This window comes from Pseudomonas quasicaspiana, from assembly GCF_021147825.1.
Lineage (GTDB): Bacteria > Pseudomonadota > Gammaproteobacteria > Pseudomonadales > Pseudomonadaceae > Aquipseudomonas > Aquipseudomonas quasicaspiana.
In genome coordinates this window covers 10826-30628 of record NZ_JAGTPI010000023.1, presented here as the reverse complement: position 1 = coordinate 30628, position 19803 = coordinate 10826, and the positions used below count along the sequence as shown (strand labels likewise).

16 protein-coding genes are annotated in these 19803 nt (G+C 58.7%); 12 read left to right on the top strand and 4 right to left on the bottom strand.

From position 1 onward, the window contains the following. Positions 1-226 precede the first annotated feature (226 nt). Complete coding sequence (locus KDX30_RS15115) at positions 227-1672, top strand: SulP family inorganic anion transporter (protein WP_027902472.1); 1446 nt, start codon at positions 227-229, stop codon at positions 1670-1672. A gap of 203 nt (positions 1673-1875) precedes the next feature. Here the strand turns inward: KDX30_RS15115 and KDX30_RS15110 are convergent, their stop codons facing one another. From KDX30_RS15110 to KDX30_RS15100, 3 genes are all read right to left on the bottom strand, one after another. Continuing rightward, positions 1876-2196: an AtuA-related protein gene (locus KDX30_RS15110; protein WP_027902473.1), complete on the bottom strand. Its 321-nt coding sequence runs from the start codon at positions 2194-2196 to the stop codon at positions 1876-1878. After that, positions 2193-3548 carry an acyclic terpene utilization AtuA family protein gene (locus KDX30_RS15105; protein ID WP_231676758.1) on the bottom strand — a complete coding sequence of 452 codons (1356 nt, stop codon included), beginning with the start codon at positions 3546-3548 and terminating at the stop codon, positions 2193-2195. The genes KDX30_RS15110 and KDX30_RS15105 overlap by 4 nt, the downstream gene beginning before the upstream one ends. Positions 3549-3695: 147 nt before the next feature. After that, the gene (locus KDX30_RS15100; protein ID WP_027902475.1) at positions 3696-4988 is read right to left on the bottom strand and encodes a CitMHS family transporter; all 1293 of its coding nucleotides are present in this window, start codon (positions 4986-4988) and stop codon (positions 3696-3698) included. A 158-nt stretch (positions 4989-5146) separates the two neighbouring features. On the opposite strand from KDX30_RS15100, the gene KDX30_RS15095 reads away from it, so the two are divergent. The 6 genes from KDX30_RS15095 to efeO (KDX30_RS15070) all read left to right on the top strand — a co-directional run bounded on the left by KDX30_RS15095 (position 5147) and on the right by efeO (KDX30_RS15070) (position 12365). Continuing rightward, positions 5147-6028, top strand: coding sequence for a LysR family transcriptional regulator (locus KDX30_RS15095; protein WP_231676757.1), 882 nt, complete (start codon positions 5147-5149; stop codon positions 6026-6028). Positions 6029-6185: 157 nt separating this feature from the next. Beyond that, positions 6186-7334 (top strand): class C beta-lactamase, encoded by a 1149-nt coding sequence (ampC, locus tag KDX30_RS15090; RefSeq protein WP_406643892.1) that lies wholly within the window; start codon positions 6186-6188, stop codon positions 7332-7334. Positions 7335-7956: 622 nt separating this feature from the next. Then, a complete protein-coding gene (gene efeU, locus KDX30_RS15085) occupies positions 7957-8820 on the top strand; it encodes an iron uptake transporter permease EfeU (protein ID WP_027902478.1) in 864 nt (287 codons plus the stop codon). 8 nt (positions 8821-8828) lie between these two features. Further along, entirely contained in the window at positions 8829-10037 is a 1209-nt protein-coding gene (gene efeO / locus KDX30_RS15080) for an iron uptake system protein EfeO (protein ID WP_231668098.1), read from the top strand. A gap of 154 nt (positions 10038-10191) precedes the next feature. Beyond that, the gene (gene efeB / locus KDX30_RS15075) at positions 10192-11508 is read left to right on the top strand and encodes an iron uptake transporter deferrochelatase/peroxidase subunit (RefSeq protein WP_231676756.1); all 1317 of its coding nucleotides are present in this window, start codon (positions 10192-10194) and stop codon (positions 11506-11508) included. Between the two features lie 38 nt (positions 11509-11546). After that, complete coding sequence (gene efeO, locus KDX30_RS15070; protein ID WP_027902481.1) at positions 11547-12365, top strand: iron uptake system protein EfeO; 819 nt, start codon at positions 11547-11549, stop codon at positions 12363-12365. A 209-nt stretch (positions 12366-12574) separates the two neighbouring features. Here efeO (KDX30_RS15070) and KDX30_RS15065 read toward each other — a convergent pair whose 3' ends face one another. Then, positions 12575-13243 carry a polysaccharide lyase family 7 protein gene (locus KDX30_RS15065; protein ID WP_095099420.1) on the bottom strand — a complete coding sequence of 223 codons (669 nt, stop codon included), beginning with the start codon at positions 13241-13243 and terminating at the stop codon, positions 12575-12577. A 531-nt stretch (positions 13244-13774) separates the two neighbouring features. Here KDX30_RS15065 and KDX30_RS15060 point away from each other — a divergent pair. From KDX30_RS15060 to KDX30_RS15040, 5 genes are read left to right on the top strand one after another with little or no spacing between them, the layout of a single operon-like run. Next, positions 13775-14227, top strand: a complete 453-nt coding sequence (locus KDX30_RS15060) for a MarR family winged helix-turn-helix transcriptional regulator (RefSeq protein WP_099267251.1) — start codon at positions 13775-13777, stop codon at positions 14225-14227. After that, a complete protein-coding gene (locus KDX30_RS15055) occupies positions 14224-16311 on the top strand; it encodes an FUSC family protein (protein WP_231676755.1) in 2088 nt (695 codons plus the stop codon). The genes KDX30_RS15060 and KDX30_RS15055 overlap by 4 nt, the downstream gene beginning before the upstream one ends. After that, on the top strand, positions 16308-16517 hold the full coding sequence (locus tag KDX30_RS15050; RefSeq protein ID WP_231676754.1) for a DUF1656 domain-containing protein: 210 nt from the start codon (positions 16308-16310) through the stop codon (positions 16515-16517). Before KDX30_RS15055 ends, KDX30_RS15050 begins: the two co-directional genes overlap by 4 nt. Beyond that, entirely contained in the window at positions 16514-17413 is a 900-nt protein-coding gene (locus tag KDX30_RS15045; protein ID WP_231676753.1) for an efflux RND transporter periplasmic adaptor subunit, read from the top strand. Before KDX30_RS15050 ends, KDX30_RS15045 begins: the two co-directional genes overlap by 4 nt. Continuing rightward, a complete protein-coding gene (locus KDX30_RS15040; protein ID WP_231676752.1) occupies positions 17410-18849 on the top strand; it encodes an efflux transporter outer membrane subunit in 1440 nt (479 codons plus the stop codon). The genes KDX30_RS15045 and KDX30_RS15040 overlap by 4 nt, the downstream gene beginning before the upstream one ends. The last annotated feature ends 954 nt before the right edge of the window (positions 18850-19803 follow it).

Genomic DNA, 19803 nt, shown 5'->3' with positions numbered 1-19803 from the left:
GTGAACTGATTGCGATCTGTTGGCTGACATGAAATCTTGTGGGAGCAGAGCTTGCTTGCGATAAGGCTGGACGCGGTTCACTTTAGATCGCACCCAGCCTTATCGCGAGCAAGCTCTGCTCCCACGGAATCTATGCAAAGCCGGTCCTGCGTGTAGCACCCACCAGCCACATTCAGTAACATCCCCTCTTTTTGCTTTCCCGGCATTGCCCCCTTTCAGGTACCCCATGAAACCAGCCCGTATACGCGCCGATGTCCTGGCCGGACTCACCACATCCTTTGCTCTGGTGCCCGAGTGCATCGCCTTTGCTTTGGTTGCCCACCTCAACCCGCTGATGGGCCTGTATGGCGCGTTCATCATCTGCACCCTGACTGCCTTGTTCGGTGGGCGGCCGGGAATGATTTCCGGTGCGGCAGGCTCGATGGCGGTGGTGATTGTCGCGCTGGTGGTGCAGCAGGGTGTGCAGTACCTGCTGGCGACGGTGTTGCTGGGCGGCTTGATCATGATCCTGTTCGGCGTGCTGCGCCTGGGCAAGCTGGTGCGCATGGTGCCGTATTCGGTGATGCTCGGGTTCGTCAACGGCCTGGCGATTGTGATTGCCATGGCTCAGCTCGAACATTTCAAAGTGGGTGACGCCTGGCTCACGGGCCAACCGCTGTACCTGATGATGGGTCTGGTGGCGCTGACCATGGCGATCGTTTACCTGCTGCCACGCCTGACCAAAGCTATACCGCCCGCGCTGATTGCGATTCTGAGCGTTGGTCTGCTGGTCTATCTGCTCGATCTGCCGACCCACACTTTGGGTGATATGGCGCACATTGCGGGCGGTCTTCCGAGCCTGGCCCTACCGGAAGTGCCGTGGGATCTGGAGACCCTGCGGATCATCGCGCCTTACGCGATTCTGATGGCGCTGGTGGGTCTGCTGGAAACTCTGCTAACTCTCAACCTGACCGATGAAATCACCGAGAGCCGAGGCTTTCCGGACCGTGAATGCGTGGCGCTGGGCGTGGCCAATATGGCGTCTGGCGTGTGCGGCGGCATGGGCGGTTGCGCGATGATCGGCCAGACCGTGATCAACCTCAGCTCCGGTGGCCGGGGTCGTTTGTCCGGCGTGGTAGCGGGCTTGATGATTCTGATGTTCGTGCTGTTTCTGTCGCCTTTGATTGAGGAAATCCCGCTGGCCGCGCTGGTCGGCGTGATGTTTGTAGTGGCTCAACAAACCTTTGCCTGGGCGTCGTTGCGGGTACTGCACAAAGTGCCGGTCAACGATGTGCTGGCGATCATTGCGGTAACCATCGTGACGGTGTTGACCGATCTGGCCACCGCGGTGATGTTCGGCATTGTTATCGCAGCGCTGAACTTTGCCTGGCAACAGGCCCGAGAGCTGTACGCCGACACGCACCTGGAGGCTGACGGAAGCAAGGTTTACACCCTGCACGGCACGTTGTTTTTTGCTTCTACTACGCGCTTTCTCAACCAGTTCAACCCGGCTGAAGACCCTGCCCAAGTCACCCTGGACTGCCAACATCTGAGCTTTGTCGATTACTCGGCGGTGTCGGCGTTGCAGACCTTGCGCGAGCGCTATACCAAGGCGGGCAAGCATCTGCGGGTGGTGCATTTGTCGAACCGTTGCAAGCAATTGCTCAAGCGGACCGATGTGCAGCATGGGTGAGGCTGGCTGAACGCGGATGCTGTGTTCGGTGCTCATGTCTGAGTTCTATGTTGACCTGCAAGCACAAACCCTGTGGGAGCGAGGCTTGCCCGCGATATAGGCGCATCGGTTAATCAGGCAGACCGTGTCATCGTTTATCGGGAGCAAGCTCGGCTCCCACAGAGGTGACATTCCAGTTCAATTCACTCATGGCACCCAATCCGCTAAACCTCAATATCCAGCAACGCCGCGCCCAGCGCCTTGCCGTGGGCATCCAGCGCCAGCGAACGGGTGACGCCGCCACGCAGGATGCCGGGCAGGACGAAGTTCAGGGCATGAACATTGGGCAATTCATAACGGCGCACGGGGCCTGCATTCGGGTCCAGCAGCTCAGCGAAATACGCGGCGACACGCTGCGCGGTTAACACTTCACACAAGCGTGAAAAGTCTTCAGCACGATAGGCAATCACCGAGATGTTTGACGTGTCGCCCTTGTCGCCGGTTCGGGAATGGGCGAGTTCGCGCAGTTTTACAGGCCGGCTCATGATGCATCCTCCAGATGTACAACAGCTGTCACCGCAGAACGCGGAACAAACAAAGACGCGACCGCCACAACCTGACGTAAACCTTTGGTAGCCCCACCCCCGCCATATGGGCCGTTGGTGTAGAGGGTTTCCACTTCGTTACCGACCCGCACCGCCTGAGCCTTGTCGGCGCAACGTGCCGCCACGCGCAATCGGACTTCCCAAGGTTCAGCCGCAGTGCGTGAACCCAGCTCGTCGCCGTGCAGCGAGTCCACCCCCATCAGTTCGGCGCGGATGTCCTCATAGCTGACGCCGGTCAGTTTCAGACGCTCCAGCACCACATCCCGTGCCAGCCTGGCTCGCGCCAAAGCGCCCGGGCCGCCATAGGAAATCTGTCCTTCGCCAATCCAGCCATCGAGAAAGCCCACCGAGACCTTCAAAGTTTCGGGTCGTGGTTTGCCCTGCGCGCCCATGACCCGAACCCGGTTCGGCCCGTCAGCGTGGAAGGCTACCGCAGAGAAATCAGCGCAGACGTCCGGCGTCAGGTACGCCGCAGGATCATGCACTTCATAGATAAGCTGCTCGGTGCAGGTCGCGGTATCAATACGGCCACCCGAGCCCGAAACCTTACTGATCACCGCAGAACCGGAAGCATCCACTTCAGCCAAGGGAAAGCCCAGACGCGCCAGATCCGGTACGTCTTTATAACCGGGGTCAGCGAAATACCCGCCACTGATCTGCCCCGCGCATTCAAGCAAGTGACCCGTAACGGTGCCGCGCCCCAGCAACGACCAGTTATCTGCCGCCCAGCCAAACTCGAACAATTGCGGTGCAAGGAACAGCGATGGGTCAGCAACCCGCCCGGTGATCACTACATCGGCATCGGCCCGCAATGCCTCGACAATCCCTTCGACGCCCATGTAAGCGTTGGCAGAAATCAGCCGTTCACCCAGGGAACCAAGCGTTGCGCCGTTGTCCAGCAACTGTTGCGGGTCGGCCTGCAACGCAGCCAGCACGTCATCCCCGGTTACAGCCGCGACTTTCAAACCATGCAACCCCAGCTCGGCAGCAATCCGCCGCACCTCGCGTGCCGCCGCCAACGGGTTGGCCGCGCCCATATTCGTGATCACTCTCAAGCGCCGTACAGAACCGTACCCTACGAACGGCAGTACACGGCACATGCGCTCACTCAGCAACGGGTCGTAGCCGGTCTCGGGATCTGCCAACCGGGCCTGTTGCGCCAAGGCGATGGTGCGCTCGGCCAGACATTCGAAGACCAGATAATCCAGATCGCCGTGTTCAGCCAGTTCAACGGCAGGCTCTACACGGTCACCGGAATAACCGGCGCCGGAGCCAATGCGTAAGGTTTTCATGTTGATACTCCTCTCAAACAAAAGCTGATTGTTTGAATTGAAATGCATTTCTGTAGGAGCTGCCGAAGGCTGCGAAGCATTCATCCAGACACACCGCTATCGCAGCCTTCGGCAGCTCCTACAAATTCTGTGTTTGCTGTTCGGCAGTCAGAACACACCCAGCAGCATCGCCGTCAGGGTCATCAACACCGAGGCGGCAAACAGGAACGGAATGGTGAAGCGCTGGTGATCGGCCAGTTCGATCTTGCACAGGCCCACCAGCAGAAAGGTCGCCGGAGTCAGCGGGCTTACCGGGAAGCCGGTGGTGTGTACGCCCAGCAGCGAGGCCTGAGCCACTTGCAACGGATCGACGCCCAACGCCTTGCCGACTTCGGCAATCACCGGCATGACGCCGAAATAGAACGAATCCGGATCAAACAGCAGGCTCAACGGCATGGAGATGAAGCCCACCACCATCGGAATCAACTTGCCGTGCCCCGCAGGAATCTGCGCAACCGCTACCTCGGCCATTGCCTTGAGCATGCCCGTGCCTTGCATGATGCCGGTAAATACCCCGGCCGCCAGGAGGATGCTGGCCATGGTCAGGGCCGTTTTTGCATGCGCATCGATGCGAGCGCGCTGAGCGTCGACATTCGGGTAGTTGATGCACAGTGCCACGACGGTGCCGAGCATGAACATCACCACTGGATCAACCAGACCGGAAATCATCACGCCCATGACCGCAATGGTCAGGATCAGATTGAGCCAGAAAAGACGCGGCCGACGCAGCACCTCTTCGTGATCTGCCAGCACCCGCTTCGGCACAACGTCCACATTGGCGCCAGCCCCCAGACCGAGGCGTTTTTCTTCACGACGACCGAGCATAAAGGCACAGAAAAATACGAAGGCCAGACCGACCAGTTGCACCGGAATCAGCGGCTGGAACAAGTCTGCCACGGGCACATGCAACGCTGCCGAAGAGCGCAACACCGGGCCGGTCCACGGTAGAAAGTTGACCCCGGCTGCCATGGCCGTCACGCAGGCCAGAATACGTTTGTCCATGCCGAGCCGCGTATACAGCGGCAGCATCGCCGGGATGGTCACCAGAAAAGTCACCGCTCCCGAGCCGTCCAGATGGACCAGCAGCGCCAACAACGCGGTGCCCATCACAATGCGCGTCGGGCGAGTACCGACAGTACGCAGGATGCGGTCTATGATCGGGTCCAGCATGCCCGCGTCGGTCATCACCCCGAAGAACAGAATGGCGAACACGAACATGCCTACCACAGGGGCGACGTTCTTGATTCCGGTAATGATGAAGCCACTGGTTTGCAGACCGAAACCACCGATCAGGGCGGCAATGATCGGTAAGGCAATCAGTGCGACGAGGGGTGAGAGGCGTTTGCTCATGACGGCAGCGAGCAGACAGAGAATCGTAATGACACCGAGAGTGGCGAGCATAGGTACTTCCTGTTCGTCATCCTTCCCGCTGGCGCGGCGGATGAGCTGTTGTTGTTTTCAACGAGTATTGAAAACACAGGTAAGCTTTGTAAATTGAAATGTTCGGCATGCTGCATTCGAAAAAACAAAACCATACGAATAAAAACAGGCACACGACCATGAAGAATTCGATTCAGCACATCCGAGCCTTTCTCGCCGTCGCCCACAGCGGCAGCTTTGCCAAAGCCGCTGTGGAGTTGAGCCTGAGCCCGTCGGCCCTCACCGTGCAGGTCCAGCAACTCGAAGACTGGCTCGGCGTACCTTTACTGGAGCGCAGCCCGCGCCACGTAAGCCTGACAGCAGCTGGCCAGAGCAACCTGATGCCGATGGAAAAACTGCTGCTGGACCTGGACAACATCGTCAGCGGTTCTCGGGATCTGGCGGCATTGAAGCGCGGCGTGGTGACTATCGCCGCCCTGCCCTCGATGTGCTCCAGCACTCTGCCGCCCGTGCTGCGCCGGTTTCGGGAACAATTCCCCGGCGTCGAAGTGCGTTTGCGCGACGTGGTAGCCCAACGTATCGACGCACTGGTACGCGAAGGCGAAGTGGATTTCGGTCTGGGCGTACGCGCGCGAATGGCGCACGGTCTGGAGTTCGAAGTGGTGCTGACCGACCGTTTGTGTCTCTTCGTGCCGAGCAGTCATCCGCTGTCCAGGAAGACATCAATCAGACTTGAGGAGATGACCGATCAACCGATTATTCTGACCGGTCGGGACAGCAGTGTGCGTGAGCGGGTCGAACAATTGTTCGCCGATGAACACCTGACGCTGCAACCCGGACTGGAGGCCAATTACATGTCCACGGTGCTCGCACTCGTTCGCCAGGGGCTGGGCATGACGCTGCTGCCGGAGTCGGCTGACGAGGGTCGGGATGATATGGTTTGCGTGCCCGTCGACCACCCCGGCGTGAGTCGCGACATCGGTTTGATCACCCGAAGCGGTCAGGGTTTGAGCCCGGCGGCACGGCAGTTTATTGAGTTGTTGCAGAATAGTGTTGGTTGAGGATGGGCCAGACCTGGAATGCTTTTTCCGTGTGGGAGAGAGGCCTGCCTGCGATGCATGAGACGCAGCTTGCAGTCATACCGCGTCATCGTCTATCGCGGGCAAGCCCGGCTCCTGGACAGTCTGCACAGGACCCATTACATATTCGAGAACAAGGATGAATCACACGATGCATAACCTTCCACAGCGTGTGCTGCTGACCTGCTGCATGTCGTTAGCCTGCATCACTGAAGCCGCAGCCAGCAATTTCGATGTGCAGACGGCTGCCACCCGGATCATGCAGCAGTACAACATTCCCGGCATGAGCATCGCTGTGACAGTCGATGGTCAGCAGCATTTCTACAACTATGGCGTTGCCTCCAAAGACACCAGTCAGGCAGTCAGCAGCGACACGCTGTTCGAGCTCGGATCTATCAGCAAGACCTTCACTGCAACCTTGGCCGGTTACGCACAGACAACGGGCAAGCTGTCGCTAGAGGATTATCCGGGCAAATACCTGCCCCAACTTAAAGGCAGCGCCTTCGACCAGGTCACCCTGATCAACCTTGCCACGCACACGGCGGGCGGCTTTCCCTTGCAGGTGCCCAACGAGGTGCAGAACAACGAGCAACTGATGGCGTACTTGCAGGCCTGGCAACCGCAATACCCGGCAGGCAGCAAACGCACCTACGCCAACCCGAGCATCGGCATGCTGGGGATGATCACCGCCAAGGCGATGAACATGACCTTCGAAAATGCCATGGAGCAGCTACTGTTTCCAACGCTCGGACTGACCAATAGCTATCTGAATGTGCCTGCCGACAAGATGAAGTTTTACGCACAGGGCTACAACAAACAGGACGCGCCGGTCCGCTTGCAGGGCGGCGTGCTGGGCAATGAAGCTTACGGGATGAAATCCAGCAGCAAGGATTTGCTGCGTTTCGTTGAGCTGAACATCAATGCTGGCAAGTCAGACAACGCGTTAGCCAAAGCGATTACTGATACGCATGTTGGTTATTTCAAAGTGGGAGAAATGACTCAGGACCTGATCTGGGAGCAGTATCCCTACCCGGTCAGCCTGGAAACTTTGCAGGAAGGTAACTCGAGCAAGATGGCCTTGGAGACTCAGCCTGCCGCCGCGATCAATCCGCCACTCGAACCGCAGCAAAACGTCTGGATCAACAAGACCGGCTCCACCAATGGCTTTGGCGGTTATGTGGCATTTGTTCCGGAGAAGAAGATCGGCATCGTGATTCTGGCCAACAAGAATTACCCGAATGAGGCGCGGGTGAAGTTGGCGTATGAGATTTTGCGGGCAGCCGAGTAAGGCTTGCCGGTCTGGACCGCGCTCGAATGATAAGACGAGCGCGGTTCACTGTTAGATCGCATCAACCCTATCGCGGGCAAGCCCGGCTCCTATCAAACAAACTACAACTATTTGATTTGGAGTACTTTTTTCATCTGTAGGAGCGCGCTTGCCCGCGATCGCGTCAGCACAGGCAATATATTCATCGACTGACAGACCGAATCGCGGGCAAGCGCGCTCCTACAGAGTCCGTGTTTGCTGCGCGACAGCGTGGTGTCAGGGACACCGGGGCGACTCCCACAGACTGCATTTATCCAGACAGGGATGTGGCGTGCAATTCTCACAATGACCACAGCCCTTGTGGGAGCAGAGCTTGCTCGCGACAAGGCTGAACACGATTCACTTTAGATCGCGTCCATGCCTATCGGGAGCAGCCTGCTCCCACAGTCCGAATTTCAGGCAAAAATCCCGTCAAGGCTTCATCCCTGAACCCCACCTGAACAAGAACTCGAATCCGATCCAGGGCGAAAAAACAACTATACGCATTCAATAATGAGTATCATTATGTTACGTATTGTTTCAGGTATGACTCTTTTTGGTGGCCCTGAAGCAGATCAGCCTAACGCATTAACCCTGGTGAAACATGCTCGTTCCTTTTTTGATCATGCTGCGCGAAGGGATTGAAGCCGCGCTTATCGTTGGCATCATCGCCAGTTACCTGAAGCAGACCGGCCGTGGCGAGTGGATGCCCGCCGTGTGGATTGGTGTCTTCCTGGCCGTCGCCTTGGCGCTGTTCGTCGGGGGTGGTCTGGAACTGGTCAGTGCTGAATTCCCGCAAAAACAACAGGAATTGTTCGAAGGCATCGTCGGTCTTTTAGCCGTGGCGATCCTCAGTTCCATGGTGTTCTGGATGCGCAAAGTCGCGCGTTCTATCAAGCATGCTTTGCACGAGTCTCTCGATGCCGCTCTGGCTGGCTCGAAAAACCAGACCTATGCGCTGATTGCCATGGTGTTCTTCGCCGTGGCCCGCGAAGGGCTGGAAACCGTGTTCTTCCTGCTAGCCGTTTTTCAGCAGAGTGAAGGCGCCAGCGCGCCGCTGGGTGCCCTGCTCGGCCTGATCCTCGCGGTTGCCGTGGGCTTCGCCATCTACAGCGGCAGCATGCGTTTGAACCTGAGCCTGTTCTTCCGCTGGACCGGGTTGTTCATCCTTGTGGTGGCGGCTGGCATTTTGGCCAACTCGGTGCAGGCGCTGCATGAAGCCGGAGTCTGGAACCACCTGCAAACCGTGGTCTTCGACATCAGCGCCACGTTGCCGATGGACGGACCAACCGGCTCGGTACTGGCGGGCATGTTCGGTTATCAGGATGCGCCCACCATCAGCACCCTCAGTGCTTACCTGATTTACCTGATCTTCGCGCTTGTTCTGTTCTTTATGCCCCACGCTCGGGTGGTGAGTTTGCCCACCCGACCGGCGCATTCGCATCCCTCTTCCGCTACAAACGAATAAGGCAACTCATGTCGAATCGTCCTACAGGGCTTTCAGATAAAGCCAAGCCACCTCGCGCCTTGAAATTGGCTGTCGCAGGCTCCGTGGTGCTCATGATCGCTGCAGGCGGGCTGTTTTATTACGCCTCGCAAACCGCCATGAAAAAGCGCGCCGCCAATAACAATGCGGAAACCGTGGTGACCATTCATGGCCACGCCTGCGAGCCGAATACGCTCACCGTGCCGGCTGGCAAGAACGCCTTTCGTATCGTCAACCGCTCCGAACGGGCTGTTGAATGGGAAATTCTCGATGGCGTTCTGGTGATTGAAGAACGGGAAAACATTGCGCCGGGCCTCAGCCAGGTGATCAACGCCAACCTGCAACCCGGCGACTACGCGATTACTTGCGGCCTGTTGAGCAACCCGCGCGGGACGCTGAATGTAACGCCGACTGCAGAGTCGGAGGCCAGTGCCAAGGCGCGCCCTTCGATGGTTGCTTTCATCGGTCCGCTGTCCGAATACAGGGTTTACCTGAGTACGCAGGGTTCAGCGCTGATCAAGGCGGTTAACGCCCTGCAGGACGCCATTGCGGCGGGCGATCTAAGCGCGGCACAGGCAGCTTATCTTCCGGCCCGGGCGGCCTATCAGCGCATTGCCCCCGCAGCCCAGCGTCTGGCCGAACTGGATAACGCAATCAACGCCCGCGCCGACTATTACGAAAAACGTGAGCAGGACCCAGGCTTCAGCGGTTTCCATCGCATCGAGTACGGCCTTTTTGACAAGCACAGCGTCGACGGTCTGCTGCCTGTCGCGCAGCGTCTGCAAGCCGATGTCACCACGCTGAAGCAGCAGTTGCTGGCGCAGAACATGGCGCCTGAACAACTGGCCAGCGTCATCGCCCGCAACATGCGCGGCCTCGCCGAAATCCGCAGCAACGGCGAAGAGGAGCGTTACAGCCACAGCGATCTGAACGGCTTCGTTGCCAACCTTGAAGGCACTCGCAAAGTCATCGACCTGCTGCGCCCGATGCTGGCCAAAAGCGCCAAGCCGCTGCTTGAGCAGATCGATGCCGCCGCTGCTGCGCTGGACACCGAATTGAACGGGCTGAGCGCGGACAGCGGCATGCGCCCTTATGACCAGGTGGATGCCGTACAACGCAAGTTGATTGCCGACAAGGCCAAAGCACTGGCGGATGCGCTGGACGGGATAGACCAGGCGCTGGGTTTGTCTGGCCTTTGATTTTATGTGGGAGCAGAGCTTGCTCGCGATAAGACTGGACGCAGTTCACTTTAGATCGCGTGACCTTTATCGCGAGCAAGCTCAGCTCCCACAAAGAACTCGCGACCGATCTCCCCGTTACCAAACAACTGATTTTTGAGCGAAGTAAACAGCCATGAACGACTCAGACAACAGCAACGCCCCACAATCCGCTCAACGCCGTCGAGTGCTGCTAGGCCTCGGTGCTGCGGGTGCGGCTTTGGCGGGTAGCAGCCTGAGCGGCATCGTATTGGCCGCCGCTCCGGCACAAGTCACCGAAGCGCCAAACAGCGAAAAGACCGCTGACCATAACGAATTCCACGGCACCCACCAGACCGGAATCGTCAACCCGCGTCCGGCGTCCGGTATGCTGGTGGCCTTTGATGTGCTCGCCGCTGACCGGGAAGATCTGGAGCGTCTGTTTCGCACGCTGAACGAGCGCATCACGTTCTTGATGACCGGCGGAACAGTGCCCCAGATTGATCCGAAGTTGCCACCTGTGGACTCCGGCATCCTCGGCCCGGTGGTCACGCCGGACAACCTGACCATCACGGTGTCGGTGGGTGACTCGCTGTTCGACGAGCGCTTCGGCCTCGAAAGCGTCAAGCCCAAGCGTCTGAGCCGAATGGTCGGCTTCCCCAACGATGCGCTGGAAGCGGACAGCTGCCATGGCGACTTGAGCATTCAGTTCTGCGCCAACAGCGCCGACAGCAACATCCACGCCCTGCGCGACATCGTGAAAAACCTGCCGGACCTGCTGCTGGTGCGCTGGAAGCAGGAAGGCAGTGTGCCGCCGCAAGCGCCGAAGAAACCCGGCCAGCCGCCGGAAAGCGCCCGCAACTTCCTGGGTTTCCGCGATGGTTCGGCCAATCCTGATTCCAACAACCAGAAGACCATGAACGAACTGGTCTGGGTGCAGCCGGGCAGCGACGAACCGGGCTGGGCCGTGAATGGCAGCTATCAGGCGGTGCGGATCATCCGCAACTTCGTCGAGCGCTGGGACCGCACGCCTCTGCAAGAACAGGAAGCGATTTTCGGCCGGGTCAAAACCACAGGTGCGCCCATGGACGGGAAGGTTGAAACCGATGTGCCGAACTATGCAGCCGACCCTCACGGCAAGAAAACCAGACTGGATTCCCATATCCGCCTGGCCAACCCGCGCACGGCTGAAAGCCAGCGCAACCTGATCCTGCGTCGGCCGTTCAACTATTCCAACGGCGTTAACAAGAACGGCCAACTCGACATGGGCCTGCTGTTCATCTGTTACCAGTCCGATCTCGAGAAAGGCTTCATAACCGTGCAGACCCGCCTCAATGGCGAGCCACTGGAGGAATACCTCAAACCGGTGGGCGGCGGGTACTTCTTCACCCTGCCCGGCGTGATCAACGACCAGGACTTCATCGGTCGCTCACTGCTTCAGGCTTCGGCCAGCTCCGATACCAAAACTGCGTAATTGCCAACCCTTAAAGCCACCTCAACAGGAAGAGTCCCATGAAGAAGTTGCCTTTTGCTTTGCTGCTCACCGCCGGTCTGCTGCAGACCCCGGTTTTCGCCGCCACTGCGCCGCTGGACCTGGTAGGACCGGTTTCGGATTACAAGATCTACGTCACCGAACAGATCGGCGAGCTGGTCAGCCACACCCAGAAATTCACCGACGCGGTGAAGAAAGGTGACCTGGCCACCGCTAAGAAACTGTACGCGCCGACCCGCGTGTTCTATGAAGAAATCGAGCCAATGGCTGAGCTGTTCAGCGATCTGGACGCGTCCATCGACTCCCGTGTTGATGATCATGAAGCTGGCGTGAATGCTGAAGACTTCACCGGCTTCCACCGTCTGGAATACGCACTGTTCTCGCAAAACAGCACCAAGGATCAGGGCCCGATTGCAGACAAGTTGATGGCCGACGTGAAAGACCTGGAAACCCGCGTCGCCGGTTTGACCTTCCCGCCTGAAAAGGTTGTAGGTGGCGCAGCAGCACTGCTGGAAGAAGTGGCTGCAACGAAGATCTCCGGTGAAGAAGACCGCTACAGCCACACCGACCTGTATGACTTCCAGGGCAACATCGACGGCGCGAAGAAAATCGTCGACCTGTTCCGTCCGCAAATCGAGAAGTCCGACAAAGTGTTCGCTGCGAAGGTCGACAAGAATTTCGCGACCGTGGACAAGATCCTGGCCAAGTACAAGACCAAGGATGGCGGTTTCGAAACGTACGACAAAGTGAAAGAGAACGACCGCAAAGCGCTAGTGGGCCCGGTTAACACCCTGGCTGAAGACCTGTCGACCCTGCGTGGCAAGTTGGGCTTGAATTGAGTTAACCCGATCCCGTGGAATTGGGGTGGAATTGATCTAACCCAATCCTGTGGAATTGGGGGGTTTGATCTAACCCAATCCTGTGGGAGCCGGGCTTGCCCGCGATACATGAGACGCGGTTTGAAGACACACCGCGTTATCGTTTATCGCGGGCAAGCCCAGCTCTCACAGAGGTTTTGCATTCCCCTGAGATATCTGCCAAGCCTTATTCACGCCTTCTTGTCGTGATTGATGATCAGCTTGTAAAACGTTGCAGCCCCGCCTTCGGTGGCATACCCAGTGTTGTCCTGGGTATACACACCTGCCTTGAAATACAGCAGCTTGTCTTTCCACGTAGCATCCAGCTTGGCACCCCATGCAAAGTCAGCCGCATTCACTGTCAGATTGCCTGCAGGCGTCAGGTGAATGCTGTAGCTGAAACGCACGTTCAATGGCACGCCTGAAGCAATGTTGATGACTTCGATTTCAGCGTCCGGGCTACGGCGGAATTTAGCGACGATGTTGCCCGTCTGCAGTTTTTCCTTGAACTGGTACTCAACCTTGAGCAGCGGCTCGGTGCTTTGGAAAGCGTGAATCTGACCGATGACAATTTTGCCGGTTGAAGGCACTTGATTGACCGTGAGTGCAGCGCGCAGGAAATTGTCTGCCTGGGAGTAAGTCCAGTTGTAGACCTTGCCGTCCGCCGTCGTCTCTCGCAGTTCCGTCCGCGGGAATTTAGCGTTCTCCGTTTTGGACCCGGTTACCGGAGCCCAGAAGAACAATGTATTGCCAGAACGAAAATAACCATCCTGATAACCCTGAACCAGTTTAGGGGTATCAATAATCACGGATGGAGTGCCTACAGGAATGGAAAGGTTCCAGGTGGCGAGGTCGATCATCGCATGCTCACAAGGTGCGGCCAGCGCACCGACAAAGGTCTCTAAACCGGGCGCTTGAGCTCCCGGATGGCTTCGTCTGGCGTATCGGCTGAATCGATTTTTTTGTGAACAGGGCGCGACACTGAATTGGCGCCAATAAAACATCATGCAGCATTAAAGGCCATTATTTCGATATCACGCATAAAATCAGGACCCATGACCTCTCCTGCCCTGCAAGCATCATCAAATATGGAAACTGCGAAATGAGAACCACGTCAGTTTTTTGGACGTGCCTCCCGTAACTGCTGATTTACAGTTGAAAAAACAAAAATAAATGCCGACCAACGGTATGAAAATAATCAAAACGGATGGCACTTTTCCGATTTATCCCTGTCAGTCCGCCTGACTTTTCCATGATTTTTAGCGCATCCGCTCCTCGAACCGCTGGGCACTTCGGGCTTGACTGTAAGACTTTGTTACAGGATTATAGTTAGCAAGCTAATTATGTTGTCACGAACAATATCCTCGCTAACTAATTTCCCGGTTTCAGTTATGTCCCTCGATTCACTGCAGATGAGCATCAGCAGCGGCATGGTCGCTTCGTCCCGACAATGGCGGCGGATCTGCCACAACACGCTGGTGCGCTATGGTGTTTCCGAAGCTTGCGCTGCGCCGCTGCTGATGATTCTGCGGCTGGGCGACGGGGTGAATCAGGTCACGGTGGCCCACGCAGCGGGCATGGAAAGCCCGACGCTGGTCCGCCTGCTCGACCAACTGTGCAATGCCGATATCGTCTGCCGCACCGAAGATCCGTCGGATCGCCGGGCCAAATCCCTGAGCCTTACCGAAAATGGCCGCGTGCTTGCGCTGGCCATTGAAGATGAGCTGCTGCGCTTGCGTCGCGAGGTGCTCAAAGGGGTGGCGAAGGAAGATCTCGAAGCAACGTTGCGCGTGTTTAAAGCCTTCAGCGATGCCGCCAATCAAGACAGCACGGGGTCGCTTTGAAAGACTTTTTCGCAGGCGTGCCCCCGGCGCGTGACTGGTTCTATGGCGTCCGGACCTTCGGTGCGTCCATGCTGGCGCTGTACATCGCGCTGCTCATGGAAATGCCCCGGCCCTACTGGGCGATGGCGACGGTGTATATCGTCTCCAGTCCGTTCGTGGGTCCGACCAGCTCCAAGGCGCTGTATCGTGCAATCGGCACACTCACGGGTGCAGCGGCGTCAGTGTTCATCGTGCCGATGTTCGTCCAGACGCCGTTTCTGCTCGCAATCGTGATCGCCCTCTGGACCGGCACACTGCTGTTTCTGTCGCTGCATCTGCGCACCGCCAACAGCTACGCGTTAATGCTGGCCGGTTACACCATGCCGCTGATCTCCTTCCCGGTGGTGGACAACCCCCAGGCGGTGTTTGAAATCGCCGTATCGCGTACCGAAGAGATCTTTCTCGGCATCGTCTGCGCAGCCGTGGTCGGCAGTATTTTCTGGCCGCGCCGCCTGGCGCCGGTCATGCAGGGCTCGGCAGATAAGTGGTTCAGCGATGCCTCGGCCTACTGCGACCGCTTTCTGTCACGCAGCGCCAATGCTGAAGAAGTCGGCACCCTGCGCAGTTCAATGGTTGGTACCTTCAATACCCTTGAACTGATGATCGGCCAGTTACCTCATGAAGGCGCCCGCAAACAAACAGTTCGCAACGCAAAAGAGCTGCGCGGCCGCATGATCCATCTGCTGCCGGTGATCGACGCGCTGGATGACGCTTTATGGGCATTGGAGCGGCGCACGCCAGAACTGGTCGCCAATCTCGCGCCGCTGTTGATCGAGACGCGCGCCTGGCTGGAAAACACCGCCAGCGGCCTGCAGACAAAACAATGGGAAACGCTGCATGGCGAACTGGATCGCTTGCAACCCAGTGCCGCTCAGCTCGATGATCGCCGTCAGTTGCTGCTGTCCAACGCGCTTTACCGCCTCGGTGAATTCATTGATCTGTGGCAGGACTGCCGCACCTTGCAGCACGCGATCAAGACTGACGACCAGACACCGTGGCGCGCCGTTTACCGGCATTGGCGACTGGCAAGCATCACGCCGTTTCTGGATCGCGGGCTGATGCTTTATTCGGTGATGACCTCAGTGCTGGCGATCATCGTCGCTTCGGTGCTGTGGATTCTGCTCGGCTGGACCGACGGTGCTGCCGCCGTGGCGCTGGCGGCAGTGTCGTGCAGCTTCTTTGCCGCCATGGACGACCCGGCTCCGCAGATTTACCGGTTCTTTTTCTGGACCATGCTGTCAGTCGTCTTCGCCAGCCTGTACCTGTTCGTGGTCCTGCCCAACCTGCATGACTTCCCGATGCTGGTGCTGGCCTTCGCGGTCCCGTTCATCTGCGTCGGTACCCTGACCGTGCAGCCGCGCTTCTACCTGGGCACCTTGCTGACCATCGTCAACACCTCGTCCTTTGTCAGCATTCAGAGCGCCTACGACGCGGATTTCCTGAACTTCATCAACTCCAACCTGGCCGGTCCGGTGGGCCTGCTGTTCGCATTCATCTGGACCCTGATCATGCGTCCGTTTGGCGTCGAACTGGCGGCCAAGCGCCTGACCCGCTTCAGCTGGCGCGACATTGTTGCCCTGACCGAACCCGCGACACTCGCTGAACATCGGGCCATGGGCGCACAAATGCTCGACCGTCTGATGCAACAACTGCCGCGTCTGACCATCACCGCGCAAGACACCGGCATTGCGCTGCGCGACCTGCGCGTGGCGCTGAATCTACTGGACATGCTGGCCTGGTTACCAAGGGCGCACGCGGGGCAACAGCTGTTGCTGCGCCAGGTCGTCGAAGAAGTCGGCAGCCACTTCCAGGCCTGCCTGAAAGCCGGTGAGCGCCTGCCAGCGCCCAAAGGCATGTTGATGACCATGGACCGCGCACGCCGCGCCCTGACCGTTGAACTGCTGGGCGAAGAACCGGCCCGCCTGCATCTGCTGCATGCCTTGAGCGGCCTGCGCCTGGCCCTGTTGCCAGGCGTGGAAGTCGTCAATGCCGCGACCGAAACCGAAGAATTACCGCCCCATGGCCTCGACGGAGCGTCCCTATGATTGGCGATCTGGACATCAGCGGGGTCTTCGTACCCACGTTTCTCGCGCTGATGGGCATCACCTATATACTGTTTCTCGGGGTCCACGCGGTGTTATCGCGTACCCATTTCTACCGTCTGGTCTGGCACCGGGCATTGTTCAACGTAGGTCTATACGCTTTGTTGCTCGGCGCCGTGGATACTCTCAGTCGATACCTGATGAAATGAAAAAACCTCTGCTTACATTGGGCCGCGTGGTCCTGACTCTGCTGGTCGTGACCTTCGCCGCCATCGTGGTGTGGCGCATGGTCATGTATTACATGTACGCCCCCTGGACCCGCGACGGGCACATCCGCGCCGACATCGTGCAGATCGCGCCGGACGTGTCCGGGCTGATCGAAAAAGTCGACGTCGGCGACAACCAGTTGGTCAGCAAAGGCCAGGTGCTGTTCACCATCGATCAGGACCGCTTCCGCCTCGCGTTGCGCCAGGCGAAGGCGACGGTTGCCGAGCGTCAGGAAACCTGGGAACAGGCCCGCCGCGAGAACAAGCGTAACCGTGGCCTCGGCAATCTGGTGGCCCGCGAGCAACTGGAAGAAAGCCAGTCCCGGGAAGCCCGCGCCCTCTCCGCCTTGCAGGAATCCCAAGTGGCGGTGGATGCCGCTCAATTGAACCTGGATCGCTCGGTGATCCGCAGCCCGGTAGACGGCTACCTCAACGACCGCGCACCTCGTACCCACGAGTTCGTCACCGCGGGTCGACCTGTGTTGTCGGTTGTCGACGGCGCTTCATTTCACATCGATGGCTACTTCGAAGAAACCAAGCTCGACGGCATTCATATCGGGCAAGGCGTGGACATCCGGGTGATCGGCGACAACGCCCGTCTGCGGGGCCACGTCGTGAGCATCGTCGCCGGTATCGAAGACCGCGACCGCACCAGCGGCTCCAACCTGCTGCCCAACGTCAATCCGGCGTTCAGTTGGGTACGTCTGGCCCAGCGCATTCCGGTGCGCATCGCCTTCGACGAAGTGCCGGACAACTTCCGCATGATCGCCGGGCGTACCGCCACCGTGTCGATCATCGAAGACAGTCAGGCAATTCACACAAAGGAGCCCGGCAAATGACACACCTTACGCGCCTGACGGCAACAGTCGGGCTTGGCTTGCTGCTGTCGGCGTGTCAGATGGTCGGCCCCGATTACCAACTGCCCAAGGACGCCGCGATCAATCGCCCGGACCTGCAGGGCGAGTTGGCCGGGGAATCGGTCAACACGATTTCTGCGCCCGTGCCATCTGACTGGTGGCGCCTTTATCAGGACCCACATCTGGATCAACTGGTGCAGCAGGCCATGGCCTCCAACACCGACCTGCGCATCGCCGCCGCCAACCTGCAACGCGCCCGCTACCAGACCTCTGAAGCTGAAGCTGCGGGCGGTTTTACCACCAGCGCCAAAGCCGGTGCCCAGCGCCTCCAAGAGTCTGGCGAAGCGTTTTTGCTGTCCGAGAAAGTCCCGGTGGGTAACGTCGGGGATCTGGGTATTACTACGTCGTACCAGTTCGATTTGTTCGGCACGCTGCAAAGGGGCATCGAAGCGGCCAACGCCAACGTTGATGCCGCTCAGGCGGCTGCCGACACCGCACGCATCACCTTGGTGGCTGACGTGGTTCGCGCTTATACCCAGGTCTGCGCCGCCAACGAAGAACACGATATCGCCATGGAGTCGCTGAGCCTGCAAAAGCAGAGCGTCAGCCTGACCCAGCGTTTGCGTGACGCGGGGCGTGGTGATGAAACTCAGGTAACGCGCTCGGAAACCCAGTTCAAATCCCTGAGCGCTGAACTGCCGCGTTACGAGGCGTTGCGTCAGACCGGCCTGTATCGTTTGTCGATGCTGCTGGCCAAACCGCTGGATCAATTACCGGCGGGCGTGAGCACCTGTAATGAGTTGCCGCATATCGCGCAGGTGATGCCGGTGGGTGATGGCGCAGCACTGCTCAAGCGCCGCCCGGATGTGCGTCAGGCGGAACGGCGTCTGGCAGCATCGACCGCTGAAATTGGTGTGGCGACGGGTGAGTTGTACCCGGACATCAGCATTGGTGCGACCGTCGGCACCGTGGGTCTGTTGGAAAACCTGGGCAAGCCGGTCGCTAACCGTTGGGGCTTTGGCCCGTTGATTAACTGGACTGTACCGTCGAACGGCGCTCGGGCCCGGATTCACGAGGCCGAGGCGTCGAGCCAGGCGGCATTGGCGCGCTTTGATGGTGTGGTGCTGAATGCGATACGGGAAACCCAGACCGGTCTGGCGCAATATACGGCGCTGTTGCAACGCCGTGATGCGCTGACCGATGCGGCGCAATCTGCGGAGCAGGCTGCGGATCAGACGCATCGCTTCTTCCAGGCTGGACGGGCTTCGTTTCTGGCTGATTTGCAGGCAACCCGGACTTATACGGATGTGCGGGCGCAGTTGGCGACGGCCAATACGCAAGTGGCGATGGGGCAGATTGATCTGTTTCTGGCGTTGGGTGGGGGTTGGGAGAGTAGCGGCTCGGCGCCTAAGCGCTGAGTGTTGCGGCTAGTGTACATATCCGTTACCGCAGTGATGGCGGATATTGGTTGCGCTTTTACAGCGCCTCACTTTTGAACATCCGGAAGCCGGCCCAGACAAAAGTAACCAAAACGCTCTTGCCCCACCACTCGGCACCTCGCTGACGCTCGGTGTACCCGCCCGCAGATCCTGAACCGTGGGCCGCCGCAACGGGCCATCCATGGCCCAATGCGGCTAACCCGGCGTCCTGCCCCTCTTCAACTCAAGGGCGCCCCACGCTTCAGAATCTGCGTTCGGCCAGCGTAGTTTAACGGGGCGCTTAAGATCAAAATCAAAAGCAGAGCAGATCAAAAGCATAGCGAAAACAGCCGGATCGCCCCGGCCCGGTAGGAGCGAACTTGTTCGCGAGACGTCACCACAGCCAACGAATACATCGTCTGACACACCGCTTCGCAGCCTTCGGCAGCTCTCATCAAACAGGATGTATCTCACTGAATAAACGCAATTCTTTGTGGGAGCGGTGCTTGCCCGCGATAGGAACACCGCGATTTATCCGTCAGACCGCGTCGCCATTATCGCGGGCAAGCACCGCTCCCACATAGAACCGAGTTTGCTGCACCACAGCGCGATGTCAGGGACACTGTGCAACCTCCTGCAAAACAGCGGCAAACTCACAAATCAGGTCGGCTGTCAGGCCGCCGCGCTTTTGATGTAGATCTGAGGCGCCCCGTTAAACCACGCTGGCCGAACGCAGATTCTGAACCGTGGGCAAACCGGCAAGGATGCCGGTTTAGCCGCACCGGGCCATGGATGGCCCATTGCGGCGGCCCACGGTTCAGGATCTGCGAGCGGGCATCCCGAGCCTAGGCGAGGGACCGAGTGGTGGGGCAAAAGCCTTTTGCTTACTTTTGGGCTTTCAAAAGTGAGGCGCCGTAAGGGCGCAACCAATTGAGGCCTTTACCGCAAAAACGG

Coding starts and splice junctions, on each gene's coding strand:
- KDX30_RS15060 (WP_099267251.1), top strand. CDS start 13,775: ATGTCCCTCGATTCACTGCAGATGAGCATCAGCAGCGGCATGGTCGCT.
- efeU (WP_027902478.1), top strand. CDS start 7,957: ATGCTCGTTCCTTTTTTGATCATGCTGCGCGAAGGGATTGAAGCCGCG.
- KDX30_RS15065 (WP_095099420.1), bottom strand. CDS start 13,243: ATGATCGACCTCGCCACCTGGAACCTTTCCATTCCTGTAGGCACTCCA.
- KDX30_RS15100 (WP_027902475.1), bottom strand. CDS start 4,988: ATGCTCGCCACTCTCGGTGTCATTACGATTCTCTGTCTGCTCGCTGCC.
- KDX30_RS15115 (WP_027902472.1), top strand. CDS start 227: ATGAAACCAGCCCGTATACGCGCCGATGTCCTGGCCGGACTCACCACA.
- KDX30_RS15040 (WP_231676752.1), top strand. CDS start 17,410: ATGACACACCTTACGCGCCTGACGGCAACAGTCGGGCTTGGCTTGCTG.
- ampC (WP_406643892.1), top strand. CDS start 6,186: ATGAATCACACGATGCATAACCTTCCACAGCGTGTGCTGCTGACCTGC.
- efeO (WP_231668098.1), top strand. CDS start 8,829: ATGTCGAATCGTCCTACAGGGCTTTCAGATAAAGCCAAGCCACCTCGC.
- KDX30_RS15050 (WP_231676754.1), top strand. CDS start 16,308: ATGATTGGCGATCTGGACATCAGCGGGGTCTTCGTACCCACGTTTCTC.
- efeO (WP_027902481.1), top strand. CDS start 11,547: ATGAAGAAGTTGCCTTTTGCTTTGCTGCTCACCGCCGGTCTGCTGCAG.
- KDX30_RS15110 (WP_027902473.1), bottom strand. CDS start 2,196: ATGAGCCGGCCTGTAAAACTGCGCGAACTCGCCCATTCCCGAACCGGC.
- KDX30_RS15095 (WP_231676757.1), top strand. CDS start 5,147: ATGAAGAATTCGATTCAGCACATCCGAGCCTTTCTCGCCGTCGCCCAC.
- efeB (WP_231676756.1), top strand. CDS start 10,192: ATGAACGACTCAGACAACAGCAACGCCCCACAATCCGCTCAACGCCGT.
- KDX30_RS15045 (WP_231676753.1), top strand. CDS start 16,514: ATGAAAAAACCTCTGCTTACATTGGGCCGCGTGGTCCTGACTCTGCTG.
- KDX30_RS15105 (WP_231676758.1), bottom strand. CDS start 3,548: ATGAAAACCTTACGCATTGGCTCCGGCGCCGGTTATTCCGGTGACCGT.